General features: G+C 60.4%; 10 protein-coding genes and 1 pseudogene. 4 read left to right on the top strand and 7 right to left on the bottom strand.

What is annotated here, in order from left to right:
* The first annotated feature begins 340 nt into the window (after positions 1 to 340).
* Together AC1DVF_RS13145 and AC1DVF_RS13140 are read left to right on the top strand one after the other, a co-directional pair.
* Entirely contained in the window at positions 341 to 1,762 is a 1,422-nt protein-coding gene (locus AC1DVF_RS13145; protein WP_477782554.1) for an amino acid permease, read from the top strand.
* A 211-nt stretch (positions 1,763 to 1,973) separates the two neighbouring features.
* The gene (locus tag AC1DVF_RS13140; protein ID WP_093430606.1) at positions 1,974 to 2,336 is read left to right on the top strand and encodes a polysaccharide synthesis protein GtrA; all 363 of its coding nucleotides are present in this window, start codon (positions 1,974 to 1,976) and stop codon (positions 2,334 to 2,336) included.
* A 36-nt stretch (positions 2,337 to 2,372) separates the two neighbouring features.
* Here AC1DVF_RS13140 and AC1DVF_RS13135 read toward each other — a convergent pair whose 3' ends face one another.
* Positions 2,373 to 3,992 (bottom strand): FMN-binding glutamate synthase family protein, encoded by a 1,620-nt coding sequence (locus AC1DVF_RS13135; protein WP_093430605.1) that lies wholly within the window; start codon positions 3,990 to 3,992, stop codon positions 2,373 to 2,375.
* Between the two features lie 143 nt (positions 3,993 to 4,135).
* Positions 4,136 to 4,948, bottom strand: a complete 813-nt coding sequence (locus AC1DVF_RS13130; RefSeq protein WP_460092132.1) for a helix-turn-helix transcriptional regulator — start codon at positions 4,946 to 4,948, stop codon at positions 4,136 to 4,138.
* A gap of 125 nt (positions 4,949 to 5,073) precedes the next feature.
* On the opposite strand from AC1DVF_RS13130, the gene AC1DVF_RS13125 reads away from it, so the two are divergent.
* Both AC1DVF_RS13125 and AC1DVF_RS13120 read left to right on the top strand, forming a co-directional pair.
* Positions 5,074 to 5,895 carry a carbon-nitrogen hydrolase family protein gene (locus AC1DVF_RS13125; RefSeq protein WP_477782553.1) on the top strand — a complete coding sequence of 274 codons (822 nt, stop codon included), beginning with the start codon at positions 5,074 to 5,076 and terminating at the stop codon, positions 5,893 to 5,895.
* Positions 5,896 to 6,177: 282 nt separating this feature from the next.
* Positions 6,178 to 6,880: pseudogene (locus tag AC1DVF_RS13120) on the top strand (APC family permease).
* Between the two features lie 7 nt (positions 6,881 to 6,887).
* On the opposite strand, the gene AC1DVF_RS13115 reads toward AC1DVF_RS13120, so the two are convergent.
* The 5 genes from AC1DVF_RS13115 to AC1DVF_RS13095 are packed head-to-tail and all read right to left on the bottom strand — an operon-like array spanning position 6,888 to position 15,222.
* Positions 6,888 to 8,291, bottom strand: coding sequence for an ATP-binding protein (locus tag AC1DVF_RS13115; RefSeq protein ID WP_477782552.1), 1,404 nt, complete (start codon positions 8,289 to 8,291; stop codon positions 6,888 to 6,890).
* Positions 8,288 to 10,102, bottom strand: a complete 1,815-nt coding sequence (locus AC1DVF_RS13110) for a DAHL domain-containing protein (protein WP_414927011.1) — start codon at positions 10,100 to 10,102, stop codon at positions 8,288 to 8,290. The genes AC1DVF_RS13115 and AC1DVF_RS13110 overlap by 4 nt, the downstream gene beginning before the upstream one ends.
* A complete protein-coding gene (locus tag AC1DVF_RS13105; RefSeq protein WP_460092127.1) occupies positions 10,099 to 11,052 on the bottom strand; it encodes a cytochrome-c peroxidase in 954 nt (317 codons plus the stop codon). The genes AC1DVF_RS13110 and AC1DVF_RS13105 overlap by 4 nt, the downstream gene beginning before the upstream one ends.
* A gap of 40 nt (positions 11,053 to 11,092) precedes the next feature.
* Entirely contained in the window at positions 11,093 to 12,967 is a 1,875-nt protein-coding gene (locus AC1DVF_RS13100; protein ID WP_460130046.1) for a putative bifunctional diguanylate cyclase/phosphodiesterase, read from the bottom strand.
* Positions 12,964 to 15,222: a GGDEF/EAL domain-containing response regulator gene (locus AC1DVF_RS13095; RefSeq protein ID WP_477782551.1), complete on the bottom strand. Its 2,259-nt coding sequence runs from the start codon at positions 15,220 to 15,222 to the stop codon at positions 12,964 to 12,966. The genes AC1DVF_RS13100 and AC1DVF_RS13095 overlap by 4 nt, the downstream gene beginning before the upstream one ends.
* Positions 15,223 to 15,422: the final 200 nt, after the last annotated feature.

The following is a 15,422-nucleotide window of genomic DNA, read 5'->3' as shown; positions in this document are numbered from 1 at the left end:
TAGCGGATTGCTCTGGATAAAAAACGCACGTTGAAAAGACGATGCACCAAGGTTGTGCAATACTCGCCACCGCTTTTAGTGGCGAGTTTTCCTACAGCTACCAGTTGATCTGCTCGATCAACTGCCTTCTTTGCGGTAACTCCCCCTTAATCTTGTGATTTATAGAGTGAAATGCCCTGCCAAAGGCTTTTTATACTGCACGTCCCGCTGATCTTGCAGGCTGTCCTGCAAGACGTGTCTGCTCACAAAGCAGGCGCGGTTTCATTTCAAGCCAGGGCTTATCGGCCGACGCTTCGACACTCGGTGGTCATATCCAATAACAAGACGAGGTTGCACCCCTATGCCAGTCGGCAATCAACTGCCTCACGGCGACACCGCTCAGGGCGGTCCGCTCAAACGCGAACTCGGCGAACGGCATATTCGCCTCATGGCACTCGGTGCCTGTATCGGCGTCGGTCTGTTTTTAGGTTCCGCCAAGGCCATCGAAATGGCCGGCCCGGCGATCATGCTGTCGTACATTCTGGGTGGTCTGGCCATCTTGGTGATCATGCGCGCTCTCGGCGAAATGGCCGTGCACAACCCGGTCGCCGGCTCGTTCAGCCGTTACGCGCAAGACTACCTCGGCCCATTGGCGGGCTTCCTCACGGGCTGGAATTACTGGTTCCTGTGGCTGGTGACCTGCGTCGCGGAAATCACCGCGGTGGCCGTGTACATGGGCATCTGGTTTCCCGATGTACCGCGCTGGATCTGGGCTCTCGCGGCGCTGATCAGCATGGGTTCGGTCAACCTGATCGCGGTAAAGGCCTTCGGTGAGTTCGAATTCTGGTTCGCCCTGATCAAGATCGTCACCATCATTGCGATGGTGATCGGCGGCGTCGGCATCATCGCCTTCGGGTTCGGCAATGACGGCGTGGCACTGGGGATTTCCAACCTGTGGGCCCACGGCGGCTTCATGCCCAACGGCGTGACCGGCGTGTTGATGTCCCTGCAAATGGTCATGTTCGCCTACCTCGGCGTGGAGATGATCGGCCTGACCGCCGGTGAAGCGAAGAACCCGCAGAAGACCATTCCCGATGCGATCGGCTCGGTGTTCTGGCGGATTCTGCTGTTCTACGTCGGCGCACTGTTCGTGATTCTGTCGATCTACCCGTGGAACGAAATCGGCACCCAGGGCAGTCCGTTCGTGATGACTTTCGAGCGTCTGGGCATCAAGACTGCCGCCGGCATCATCAACTTCGTGGTGATCACCGCCGCGTTGTCGTCGTGCAACGGCGGTATCTTCAGCACCGGACGCATGCTCTACAGCCTGGCGCAGAACGGCCAGGCACCGGCCGGTTTTGCCAAGACTTCGAATAACGGTGTACCGCGTCGTGCGCTGTTGCTGTCGATCGGTGCGTTGTTGCTGGGCGTGCTGCTCAACTATCTGGTGCCGGAAAAAGTCTTTGTCTGGGTGACCTCGATTGCCACCTTCGGCGCGATCTGGACCTGGGTGATGATCCTGCTGGCGCAACTGAAATTCCGTAAAGGCCTGAGCGCCAGCGAACGTGCCGGCCTCAAGTACAAGATGTGGCTGTACCCGGTCAGCTCGTACTTTGCGCTAGCGTTTCTGGTGCTGGTGGTCGGCCTGATGGCGTACTTCCCGGACACGCGCGTGGCGCTGTATGTGGGGCCTGCGTTCCTGGTGCTGCTGACGGTGTTGTTCTACGTGTTCAAGCTGCAACCGAGCAACGTAGCGCAAGGTGCTGCGCGTTCGGTTTCGTAAGTTTTAGCGTCTGCATCAACCAAGCCCCGGTCGCGAGACCGGGGCTTTTTTGTTGGCACTGTCGTAGCCCGGCGATACATAACCGCCATGGGGTGAAGTGCTGACCATTCGTCGTAATCGACCCTTGACCTGTAATTTCTGACAGTAGACCGCCAGCGCGTGATGACCTAGGTTGGCTGTTCGCCAAAAACGGCTTTGGCAAGGAACCGAGATGAAAGGATTCTCTGCATTGAGTGTGATCGGCCTCGCCGATGGACTGATTCACTGGCAAATATTTTTTGTCCTGTGCACCGCCGCGGGGCTGACTCAAGCCGCGAGTAATTTCGCCGCGTTTTGCGTGGCCGCGGCGTTCTCGTTTTACGTGAATGTGCTGTATACCTTTGAGCGCAATACGTCGATGCTTGGTTATCTTTTGTTTATCGGCGGGATGGGCGGGGTGAGTTTTGCCATCGGTTTGCTTGCCGATGCGCAGCACTGGCATGGATTGGCCACAGTGGCGTCGTTCACACTGTTCAATCTGTCGTCGGGCTACCTGTTTTTCCGGTTTGTCTTGTTGCGCCAAAATCAGCAGTAACGCGCCAGTCCGTTGCGCAGACTGGCGCATTGGCCGTTACGCCGCCACCACTTCCTGCGGCTCAAAACTGTCCGCCCGTGCCATCTGCCACATCCGCGAGTAAAACTCGCCATTCACTTCCCCGGTGAGCAATTCCCCCGGTTTCAGAAACACATGCAACTGCGAGAACAACTTGATCTCGGTCGCCGACATGCGCCGCACCAAGTGCTTGGCCGACAGTTGCGACGGATGTTCCAGCCCAGCTGCGGCCAGCATTTCCGCCAGTGCCTTGAGGGTATTGCGGTGGAAGTTGAACACGCGCTGCGCCTTGTCCGGGACGACGAGGGCGCGCTGGCGCAGGGCGTCCTGGGTGGCGACGCCGGTCGGACATTTGTTGGTGTGGCAGCTCTGCGATTGAATGCAGCCGATGGCGAACATGAAGCCGCGCGCGGAGTTGGCCCAGTCGGCACCGATGGCCAGCACGCTGGCGATGTCGAAGGCGCTGACGATCTTGCCGCTGGCGCCGAGTTTGATCTTGTCGCGCAGGTTCAGGCCGACCAGGGTGTTGTGGACAAACAGCAGGCCCTCGCGCATCGGTACGCCGATGTGGTCGGTGAACTCGACCGGTGCGGCGCCGGTGCCACCTTCCTTGCCGTCGACGACGATGAAGTCCGGGAGGATGCCGGTTTCCAGCATGGCTTTGGCGATGCCCATGAACTCCCACGGATGGCCGAGGCAGAACTTGAAGCCTACCGGTTTGCCGCCGGACAGTTCACGCAGTTGCTGGATGAACTGCATCATTTCGATCGGCGTGGAAAACGCGCTGTGACGTGACGGCGAGACGCAATCTTCGCCCATCAGGATGCCGCGTGTTTCGGCGATTTCCTTGGTGACTTTGTGTTTGGGCAGGATGCCGCCGTGGCCGGGTTTCGCGCCTTGGCTCATCTTGATTTCGATCATCCTCACTTGCGGGTTCTGTGCCTGGGTGGCGAAGCGTTCCGGGTCGAAACGGCCGTCGCTGGTGCGGCAGCCGAAGTAGCCACTGCCCAGCTCCCAGGTCAGGTCGCCGCCGTGTTCGCGGTGATACGGGCTGATGCTGCCTTCACCGGTGTCGTGGGCGAAGTTGCCGAGTTTCGCGCCCTGGTTCAACGCGCGAATGGCATTGGCGCTGAGCGAACCGAAGCTCATCGCCGAGATGTTGAATACCGAGGCCGAGTACGGCTGACTGCACTGCGGGCCACCGACGGTGACGCGGAAACTGCTCGGGTCGCTCAGCGGCGCCGGACGCATCGAGTGGCCGATGAATTCGAAACCGGATTGATAGACATCGATCAGCGTGCCGAACGGTTTGTCGGCGGTTTCGTTTTTCGCTCGCGAATAGACCAGCGAGCGCTGGGCGCGGGAGAAGGGCAGGGCATCGCTGTCGGACTCCAGCAGGTACTGGCGGATCTCCGGGCGGATGCCTTCAACCAGATAGCGGATATTACCGAGGATCGGGTAGTTGCGCCGTACCGCGTGCGGGCTTTGCAGCAGGTCGAACAGACCGATCAGGCTCAGTACGCCGGTGACGGCGGTGATCGGCCACAGCCAGTCATGTTCGAGGAAAGGCAGGCTGGCGAGGGTGAAAATCACGCAGACGGCAAAGAAGGCGTAGCGGCTCAGGAGTGACAGGCTCATACGGTTTCCTTGGTTCGGACTCGGAATAATCAGCGCCGCAGTTCCTTGTGGGAGCGAGCTTGCTCGCGAATGCGGTGGATCAGCCAACATGAATGTTGGATGTGATGGCCCCTTCGCGAGCAAGCTCGCTCCCACAAAAAAACTTAAATCGCGCTGTTTAAGGCGTTTTGCGCCTGAAGAAAAATCGAAAACAGCTCGGACTGGGATTTGATTCCCAGCTTGCTGTACATGTGTTTCTTATGGACTTTCACGGTTTCTACGGAGATTTCCAGCTTACGGGCGATTTCTTTACTGGAGCAACCGCTGAGCATCAAACGCCCGACATCCAGTTCCCGGGCAGTCAACTGCGTGCCCTTGAGTTGCTGCACCGACGCCTCCAGTTGCACCCGCCAGTCAGCCCGGGCAGGGGCGGCGAGGGCCACGGTTTCGTTGATCTCGTAGGGCAGGCGCTGGCGCAACAGGCCCAGCACCCAAGGCTGAATCAATGACAGCAGGGCAATCTGTTCGCCAGTGAAACGTTTTTCACTGCCCAGCGACAGACACAACGTGCGATCACCTTCGAGCTGACAATTGAACTGGATTTCATCGGCCACGACATTCAGACGAAAGTATCGCTGGTAATACTCGGTCAGTTCGAAATGCTCCGGCGCCACTTCCGAGAGGCGATACAGACCGGTGCGGGTTTGCTCGCGACAGGCGATGTAGAACGGGTCGAGCAGGTACAGACCACGCAGATAATCCTGAAACAACTGATCGGGGCTGCCGTCTTCGCCGGGGCATTCGGCGAAGACCTGTGGGTGTTGATCGGCACTGAACAGCAGCGCCACCCAGCTATCGAACGGCACGTATTGGTCGAGCAGACGCACCAGTTGCGCCCAGAAATTCGGCTTGTCCAGCGCATCGATAAGTTGCCCGACGGCGCGGTGCCAGGTGATGTCGTCAAACGAAAGTGTCATCGATCTACCCCTATCGGGTTACCCCGGCCGCGTAATTCCCTGGCCGGCTGCTTGCTGCGCATACTGGCCCACAGACAGCCACCGGGCAATCTTTCAGCGCCCGCCGCTTATCACAAGGAATTCCCATGAAAGTCGAACTCGCGCAATTGGCAGGCCGAGACAATGCCACGGCCTACAACCTCGAACGCGCACTGGCAGCGATTGCCGCGTGTGCGGCCGACACGCAATTGATCGTGTTCCCGGAGACCCACCTGATGGGCTTCCCGACAGCCGAAACCGTGGCGCAAACCGCCGAACCGCTCGACGGCCCGACCGTCAGCGCGGTGCTGGCCGCCGCGCGTGAACACAACATCGCCGTGGTGATCGGCATGGCCGAGAACGACAACGGTCGCTTCTACAACACCACGTTGCTGATCACTCCTGAAGGCATTGCCCTGAAATACCGCAAGACTCATCTGTGGGCGTCGGATCGCGGCGTGTTCGAGGCCGGCGACCGTTACGCCACCTGCGAGTGGAACGGTGTGCGCGTTGGCCTGCTGATCTGCTACGACATCGAGTTTCCGGAGTCGGCCCGTGCCTTGGCGCAACTGGGTGCCGAGTTGCTGATCGTGACTAACGGCAACATGGACCCGTACGCGCCGACTCACCGCACCGCGATCATGGCCCGTGCCCAGGAGAATCAGGCCTTTGCGTTGATGGTCAATCGCGTCGAGGCGGGGGATGACGGTTTGATGTTTGCCGGTGGCAGTGCGCTGGTCGATCCGCTGGGGACGTTGTTGTTCGAGGCCGGGCGTGAGGAAGGGACGTTCTGCGTTGAACTGGATTTCGCGCGGTTGGAGATTGCGCGCAGGGATTACCGCTATCTGGATGATCAGCGCTTGAAGTTGCCGGGGGAGGTGCTGGAGCACGGTGATGGTGTTCGTGAGTTGTTGATTCCACGCCGTTGACCGCTGCCCTCACCCTAGCCCTCTCCCGGAGGGAGAGGGGACTGATCGAGTTGATTGCTCGAGTTACGCCGACCTGAAGCAACGGGTCGAACTCAGGTTTTACCCGATCGTTCCCACGCTCTGCGTGGGAATGCAGCCCGGGACGCTCCGCGTCCCAAGAGCGGACGCAGAGCGTCCATTGAGGCATTCCCACGCAGAGCGTGGGAACGATCAGCCACACCCGAAAACATTCGCCGAACCCGGCTCTGCCATAAATCCAATAACATTCGGAGTAAGTCGCCCATGGCTCGTTTGCAACGCACCCTTTCATTAGGGTCGGTGGTGCTGTTCGGCATCGCCTACATGACGCCGATCATTGTCCTCGGCACCTTCGGCATCCTCGCCCAGTCCACCGCCAGCATGGTCCCCGCCGCGTATCTGGCGGCGCTGGTGGCGATGTTCTTCACCGCCATGAGTTACGGGCGCATGGCCGCTGCATTCCCGTCGATCCCGCAATGGATCTGGGTGCTGGGCTTTATCGGCATCACCAGCGCGATCAACATCATTGGCCTGAAACTGGCCAACGGCATCAACGCCTTGCTGATGCTGGTGCAGTTCCTCGTGCTGATCGCTTTCGTCGCGCTGTGCGTGCACTACATCGGTGGCGATGCGAGCACGCCGTTGTGGTCGATCAAGCGGTTCTTCAACGGCGACCTGCAGATGCCGCTGATCATGAGCGGCGCGGCCACCGCCTGCTACTCGTTCCTCGGCTTCGATGCGGTCAGCACGCTGACCGAAGAAACCCGCGATCCACGCCGCACCATCCCGCGCGCTGCTCTGCCCGTTGATCGGGCTGGTGGCGGACTTGTGGCTGATGGTCAGCCTCGATCACCTGGCGGTGTACCTGGGCTTGAGCTGGCTGGCGATCGGCGTAGTTTACCTGGCAGTACTCACCGGTGGTTTCCGTCGCCAGCCACCGGAAATGGACTTTCAGCAAGCGACCTGAGGCGTCTTCAGGCCGCGGGCCGGTTCTGGCGCATCGGCAACTCGATGCGAAAGGTCGTGCCCACCCCAGGTTCGCTGCGTACCGAAATGTCGCCACCGTGCTTTTTCACAATGCCGTAGGACAGGGACAGGCCCAGCCCGGTGCCCTGGCCGACGGGTTTGGTGGTGAAGAACGGATCGAAGATTTTCTGCAGGATGTCCGGCGCAATCCCCGCGCCGGTGTCGGCGACTTCCACCCACGCCGTGTCTTGTTGTTGCCCGGTGCGCAAGGTGATGGTGCCGCGTTCGGGGCCCATGGCCTGCGCCGCATTGACCACCAGGTTCATGATCACCTGATTGATTTGCGACGGCAGGCATTCGATGTCCGGCAGGGGCTGGTACTCCTTGATCAGGTCGGCCTTGTACTTGAGTTCACTGGCGACAATGTTCAGGGTCGACTCGATGCCTTGTTGCAGATTGGCCCACTGCCATTGCTGCTGGCTATCGACCCGGGAGAAATCCTTCAGGTCCTTGACGATCTGCCCGACCCGGCCAATGCCTTCCTTGGATTCGCGGATCAGCACCGGAATGTCTTCGAGGAGAAAATCCAGATCGGCGTCTTTGCGCAATTGCTCAAGCCGCGCCACGGATTCGCTGTCTGGTGTTGGCCCAAGCGTCTGCCAGGCATCGAGTACGCTGAGCAATTGTTTGAAGTAGCCGTCGAGGGTGCCGAGGTTGGAGGAGATGAAGCCGATCGGGTTGTTGATTTCATGGGCCACGCCCGCCGCCATTTGCCCCAGTGAGGCGAGTTTTTCCGACTGTACCAGCTGACTTTCCAGTTGCTTGCGCTCATCGATTTCCCGCTGCAGGTCTTCGCTGGCCTGCTTGAACTGGGCCGTGCGCTGATCGACCAGATGTTCCAGGTGATGCATTTGCAGTGACGCGCGTTCGGTCATCTGCCATTTGGTCAGCAGGGTGTTGGCCATCTGCTGCACTTCGATGTTGTCGAACGGTTTCTTAAGAATCAGCAAGCGGTCATGCGCCTGCAGACGCTCCAGCAGTTCATCCCAGGAATAATCCGAGTAGGCGGTGCAGACCACCACTTGCAACTGTGGATCCTGCTGCCACAGATGCTCGATGGTTTTCGCGCCGTCCCAGCCGTCGGGCATGCGCATGTCGACAAAGGCCAGCGCATAGGGGCGTAGTTCCGCCAAGGCCTGGTTCAGCTTGCCCAGACCTTCCTCGCCGCCATAGGCCGAGTCCAGCTCGAACGGCGGACGTTCGGCGCGCACCTGAGCGCCAAACAGTGCCGCTTCCATCTCGTCCAGTTCCACGGACTGCGCCGCCGGCGGCGCGAGAATCTTGCGAAAGTCTTCATGGATCGACGGCATGTCGTCGATCAGCAGAATGCGGCGGTTCGACAGCTCGCTCATGCGCTCTCCGTGACGCTGATCAGGGGGATCTGCAAGGTGAACAATGCACCCTGGCCCGGGCCGTCGCTGTGCGCGGTGAGGTGGCCGTTCATCTCGATGGCGGCCAGGGCGCAACTGTGCAGACCGAAGCCGTGGCCTTCCTTGCGGGTGGTGAAACCGTGGGCAAAGATTCGCGTCATGTTTTCCGGCGAAATGCCTTCGCCGTCATCCTTGACGCTGATTTCAAGGAAGGTGTCATCGACAATTTTGACCGCCAGGGTCATGGTCCGGGGGCGGTTGCTGAGGTCGGACATGGCGTATTTGGCGTTGCTGATGAGGTTGATCAGGATCAGCAGCAAACGGTGTTTGTCGCCCATCACCTGCGGCACGTCAGCGTACTCCCGGACCACCGTGACGTGGTGCCGGGTGAGTGCCCCGGCGTTCATGCGCAACGCGTCTTCGAGCAATTCGTTGATGAACAGCGGTTCGGTCATGCTGTTGGCGCCGGCATAGGATTGCTGGGTGGCGACGATGTCTTTGATGTGGTCGACGCTTTTGTTCATCTGGTTCAACTCGTCGAGCATTTCCTGCTGTTCCTGGGTAATGGCGACCACCAATTGGTTGAGGTAGCCGGGGAGCAATTTGCCCTTGGCGTCTTCGCTGAGGAACACGCCGAGGTCATCCGGGTGTTCGTTGATCAGTTGCATGGCCTTGCCCAGGCCTTGGGCCTTGCTGTTGCGCAGCTTGCGCGTGATCAGGTCGCTGGAAATGTTCACGCTGTTGAGCACGTTGCCGACGTTGTGCAACACATTGGTGGCGATTTCCGCCATGCCGGCCTGACGTGCCGCGTCGAGCAGTTCGCTCTGGGCGTCCCGCAGTTCCCGGGTGCGTTCTTCGACTCTTTGTTCCAGTGCATCGTTGGCCGTTTGCAGGGCGTTATTGACCCGATTGATTTCGGCGAAACTGCCGATCAAACGAATGGCCAGCCACACCAGTGACAACACCAGCAAGACCGAAAACAACAGCAGGTAGAAGTGGTATTGCCGGTCGACCCGATCGGCGCTTTGCTGGTCGTGATCGAGCATGGTGGTGATGTTGTCGAGGCGCTCGGCCACGGGGATGTTTTCGATGCTTTCGAGCAACTGATTGACCACTGGCTGCTCGCGCGCAATCAGCGAGATATGGCTGCTCAGGATTCTGATCGGGGTCTGAAACGCGAGCGGCAGGCGTTGTGCATTGACCTTCAGCTTGTTCAGACCGACCTCGATGTCGGCGGCCCGGTCGTCGGAGGTGACCTGGGCGAATTCGAGGGCGCTGAGCAGCAGGTCGTAGGTGTCGGTGGTGATGTTTTGCAACTGCAATTTATCGAAGTCCGACAGGCTGGCCAGTTGCTGTTGGATGTCGTCTTCAGCGGTGGGCAAAAAAGCCAGGGAGTTGCGTAACAGTGCGTTGTGCGATTTGAACTGTTCGACCAGACGGGTCTTTTCCTGCATCGCCTGCAGGAAGCTTTCGTGAGCATCGTTCCATTGCGTCGAGTCGTTGCGCCCATGCCCGGATTCGATCGCGTCGAAGCGCGCCCAGAGCCGGTTCATCTCATTCATCGGTGACACCAGTGGATCGTAGTTGTGGGTCAGTGCCACCCTGGCCTTGAGGATCTCGTTCTCCCACTGCGAATTCTGCTGTTTGATCTGCCGGATCAGATCCCGCGATTCGGTGTACGTCATGCTCTGGTCGGAGCTGGATTTGAAGTACAGGAACAGCAGGATCGAGGCCAGCGCCAGGGCCACCAGGGTCAGCAACAATAGGCTGCGTCGTCGCGAGATGTTGATCATGGCTGGACCTCCCTTTGGCCGGTCAGGGTTGTGAGGAACAGCATGATCAGCCGTTTGTCCTCAGCGCTCGGCATCCGCCCCAACTGGTACTGGAACATCACATCCACAGCGCGTTCGAGGGTGGGGGCCGAACCGTCGTGAAAGTACGGCGCGGTGATCGCGACATTGCGCAGGCTCGGCACTTTGAACACGGCCCGGTCTGCTTCATCGGCGGTGACGTTGAAGCGGCCCTGGTCGGCCACGGTCGGGTTGCCGCGATCGGCAATGTAATCGCCGAACACGCCGAATTTCTGGAACATGTTGCCGCCGATGTTGACCCCCTGATGGCAGGCAATGCAGCCGTACTCCTTGAAGCGCTGGTAACCGTACTTTTCCTCCAGAGTGAGGATGTCGGTGTTGCCGAGCAGGTATTGATCGAAGCGTGAGTTGGGCGTCAGCAAGGTGCGTTCAAAACTGGCCAGCGCCTGCTGGACGTTGGCCTGGGTCACGCCGTCCGGGTAGGTGGCGGCGAAATCACGACGATAGTCGGGGTCGTTGCCGATGCGTTCGATCACGGTGCGCCAGTCGCTGCCCATTTCATGGGGGCTGGTGATGACGACGTTGCTCTGTTCCTCCAGCGTTTCGACGCGGCCATCCCAGAACTGACGGAAATTGAGGGCCGCGTTGAACGCGGTCGGTGTGTTGACGGCCACCGGTTTGCCGTCGAAGCCCAGCGACAAGGCGCGGCTGTCGGCACCGTTCTTGTCGAGTTGATGGCAGCTGGCGCAGGACAGCGTGTTGTTGATCGACAAACGTGGTTCGTGGAATAGCCGTCGACCGAGTTCCACGCGCCGGGGATCCTGCTGCGGCACCGCGGGCAGCGGTTTGAGCGGCTCGTCCAGCGGCTCGGCACTGGCGCCGATACAGACTCCGCACAGCAGCAACGCGATGCCGTAATGGAAAAGGCTCATCGGCAATTGTCTCCCTGACTCCAGGCTGGTTTCACAGTGATCATGCAATCGTCCAGGGCGCGGGTTGCGTACCGGCCAGCAACCGCGCAAATGCGTCTGCGGGCAGGGCTTCGCTGAAAAAGTAGCCCTGGCCTTCTTCGCAGTGATGGGCCTTGAGAAAGGCCAGTTGCTCAGCGGTTTCGATGCCTTCGGCGATGACGTCCAGTTCCAGACTCTTGCCCAGGTTGATGATCGCGCTCACCAGCGCGGCATCGTTGCGGTCGTTGCACAGGTTGCGAATGAACGATTGGTCGATCTTCAGCACATCGATGGGAAATCGCCGCAAGTAGCTCAGGCTGGAATAGCCGGTGCCGAAGTCATCGATGGCCAGACGCGTGCCCAGCGTTTTCAGGCGCTTGAGCGCCGTCATCGTCGCCTCGACGTTTTGCATCAGCACGCCTTCGGTGATTTCCAGCTCCAGCCATTCGGGGGCCAGACCTGTCTGTTCAAGTACGCGCTCGATGCCGGCAACGAAGTCACGCTGGCGAAAATCGATGGGTGACGTGTTGACCGACATGCGGATCGGCGGCAGTCCGGCCAGTTGCCAGGCACGGGTCTGACGACAAGCTTCAGCCAGCACCCATTTGCTCAACGGCACGATCAGGCCGCTGTCCTCGGCCACCGGGATGAAGTCCGACGGATAGACCCAGCCATGCCCGGGTTTCTGCCAGCGCAGCAGTGCTTCGGCACCCACCACTTTGGCACTGCGCAGGTCGATTTTCGGCTGGTAGTGCAGGACGAACTCATGCGCCTGCAGGGCGCGGCGAATGCCCGACTCGATGCTGTGCTGTTCCCGGGCGTGCTGGTTCATGGCTTCGATAAAAAAGCCGATGTTGTCAGGCCCCTGTTCCTTGACGTTGCGCATCGCGGTCTCGGCTTTCTTGATCAGCTCGGTGGCTTCGAGGCCGTCTTCGGGGTAGACGCTGATGCCGAGGCTGGCGGTGACGCTGACGTCGTGGCCGGCAATCGTCTGCGGCAGGCGAATGGCGGCGAGGAGTTTTTCCGCGATGCCGTGGGTTTGCTGAGGGTGGTTGATGTCGCCGAGGATCACCACGAACTCATCGGAACCGTAGCGAAACACCGAGTCCGAATCGCGCACGCAGGACAACAGTTGCCGGGCGACCCGTTTGAGCATCTCGTCACCCGCCGGATGGCCCAGCGCATTGTTGATGCGCTTGAAGCGATCCAGACCGAGAAACATCACCACCAATTGTTTGTCATGCCGTCGGCACACGGCCATGGCCTGACTCAGGCGATCACCGAGCAAGGTGCTGTTGGGCAGTTCCGTGAGGCTGTCGTATTGCAGCAGGTGCGAGACCTTGAGCAGTTCGTGCACCCGCGCTTCGATGGTCCGCTCAAGGCTGAGCATCTTCAGCGCCGCGTCCTGCGCCAGTTGCCATTTCCAGGTCAGGGCGTTGGCCATCTGACGGATTTCCAGGCTGTCGAACGGCTTTTTCAGGATCAGCAACTGATCGCCGAACTCCAGCCGTTCGGCCATCGCTTCCCAGCTGTAGTCGCTGTACGCCGTGCACAAGGCGATTTGCAGGTTTGGGTCGACCCGCCACAGTTGCTCGATGGTTTCCAGGCCATCCCAGCCGGGCGGCATGCGCATGTCGATAAAGGCGAGGGCGTAGGGATTGCCACTGGCCAGTGCGCGGTTGACCAGCGCCAGCGCTTCCTGGCCCTGATAGGCGGAGTCGAGCTGGAAGCTCAGGTGTGGCGTCTGCTGGGTGCCGAACAGCGTCTGCTCCAGTTGCTGCAAATCGACGGCGTCCGCCACCTGCGGGGCGAGGATCTTGCGAAAGTCATCGTGGATCGCCGGCGTGTCGTCGATGATCAGGATGCGCCGGTTGGTCTGCGGAAAAGGCGTTTTCATGCCTCGTCCTCCTTTGGCGTCAGCCGGCAACTGTCCTTGAGCAAATGCCCGGCTTGTTCGGCGCTGACCGCTGCGCTGAAATACATGCCCCGGGCGCTGGGCAGCGGGGGCGCGGAGGGCGGCGTGCACGGTTGATCCGACGACGGCTGGCCTTCAGCAATGATGTCGATGTCCAGATCCCGGGCGAAGTTGACCATCGCGCGCAGGGCGTTGGCACTGGCAACATCGTGGGCGGCACTGTCGACGAAACTCTGCGCCAGTTTGAGGTGATTGACCCGGTAGGTTTTCAGGTAGTCGAACGAGGAGTATTCGGTGCCGAAATCATCGATGGCGATGCTCACGCCCAGTTCACGCAGGCGCGGCAACGCGTCGTTGTGCGTCCACTTGGTCTGGGCCAGTGTGGCCTCGGTGACATCGAAACGCAGGTCCCAAGGGGCGAGTTCCCAACGGGCGGTGGTGCGCAGCACGTTGTAGATCAGCTCGGGGCCGCTCTTGAGTTGGGCCAGCGAAAGTTTGATTGCCATTACGGGCGGCGCGACGCCTTCGTTACGCCACAGATGCATCTGGTGGCAGGCGTGATCCAGCACCCAGCGCCCGAGCGGAATGATTGCGCCGGTTTTCTCTGCAATCGGCACGAAGTCGCAGGCCTGCAGCAGGCCGCGACGAGGATGCTGCCAGAGGACTTGTGCCTCCATGCCGAGAATCCTGCCGCTGTGCAGATCGACCTCCGGCGCATAGCGCAGCATCAGCTCATTGCCCTCAAGGGCGGTCATCAACTCGCTGACGAGGGTCATGCGTTCGGCCACTTCCCGAGAGATTTCCTCGGAGTGGAAGTGGTACTGGTTGCGGCCCATTTCCTTGGCGCGGTACAGCGCCATGTCGGCTTGCCCGAGCAGCGCGTCGGCATCGAGGCTGAGGTCGCTGTAACTGCTGATGCCGATGCTCACCGAAATATGCAGCGCATTACCGGCCAGGTGGTAGGGCGCCAGCAGCGTGTCGCGAATCTTGGCGGCCATCGCGGCCGATTGGGTCGGGTCGCTGACGTCCAGTTGCAGGATCGCGAATTCGTCACCGCCCAGGCGCGCCACTACGTCACTTTCGCGGACATCGGACTTGATGCGCCGGGCGACTTCCTGCAACAGCAGATCGCCCACCGGGTGGCCGAAGGTGTCATTGATCCGCTTGAAATGGTCGAGGTCCAGGTAGAACACCGCGAACGGCATGGCGCCTCGTCGTGCGGCGGCGAACGCTTGATGCAGGCGCTCGATCAGCGTGGCGCGATTGGCCAGCCCCGTGAGGCCATCGGAGCGGGCGAGCAAGGCCAGCTTGTCCTCGGCCAGGCGGCGCTCGGTGATGTCGAGGATGATGCCTTCGACTTCCAGCAGACGGCCGTCATCATCGCGCACCGGGATGTAGCGGTTCTCCACCCAGCGCCAGGTGCCCTGGCCGGTGCGCATGCGGAACTCGATGGACGCGCCCGACGCATGCCGATCCAGCACCCGGGCCATGGCCGCATCGACGTTCGCCTGATCGTCCGGATGAATCAGCGCCTGCGCCCAGTCGGGCGAACCCACCAGGTCGGCGGCGACATGGCCGTAACGGGTGATGTTGTGGGAGATGTACATCAGCGCAAACGAGGGTTCGCCGCGCAAACGGTAAAGAATGGTCGGGCTGTTCTGCACGATCACATTGGCGTCGGACAGCTCCCGGGTGCGTTCCTGCACCGCAGCTTCCAGCAGGCTCATCTTCAGTTCGGCGTCTTCGGTCATCTGCCATTTGACCGTAAGGGCGCTGGCCATCTGGCGGATCTCGATGGCGTCGAAGGGCTTTTTCAGGATCAGCAAGCGGTCGTTCAGCGCCAGACGCCGGTCGATGTCTTCCCAGGAATAATCGGAATAGGCCGTGCACAGCGCAACTTGCAGCTTGGGGTCGACCTGCCACAGCCGTTCAATGGTCTCCAGACCATCCCAGCCCGGTGGCATGCGCATGTCGATGAAGGCCATGGCGTAGGAACGGTTTTCTGCCAGCGCAGCCTCGAGTTTTTCCAGGGCTTCGCGGCCCTGAAACGCCGAATCCAGTTCGAAATGTTGGGTTTGCGGTGCGGACGGCGTGCCGAACAGCAGGCTCTCGGTTTCGCCCAAGCCATCGTCACCGGGGATGACCGGGCTGAGAATCTTGGCGAAATCGCCATGGATCGCCGGGCTGTCGTCAACGATCAGCACGCGGCGATTGATGTGCACGGTTGGCGCTGTCATGCCGCGCCACCCGTGGGGAGGCATGCTGTGGTGATCCGGGGCATCCTTTTCCCTCGCCATTTGCCTGTTTGTATCCGCCGATGGAGTCTTGCGCTGTCTTCAGCATAGTCGGCTCCCCGGCACTGCGCTTTCGGCCCCGGACAAAGATCGGCGTGAATGCCGGCCAAAATCATCTAGCCTTGGACTCAGGCGCGGACCGG

The organism is Pseudomonas sp. P4_D7 (assembly GCF_056401755.1).
Note: the sequence above shows the minus strand (reverse complement) of the source record. Positions and strands in the feature narration are given on the sequence as shown.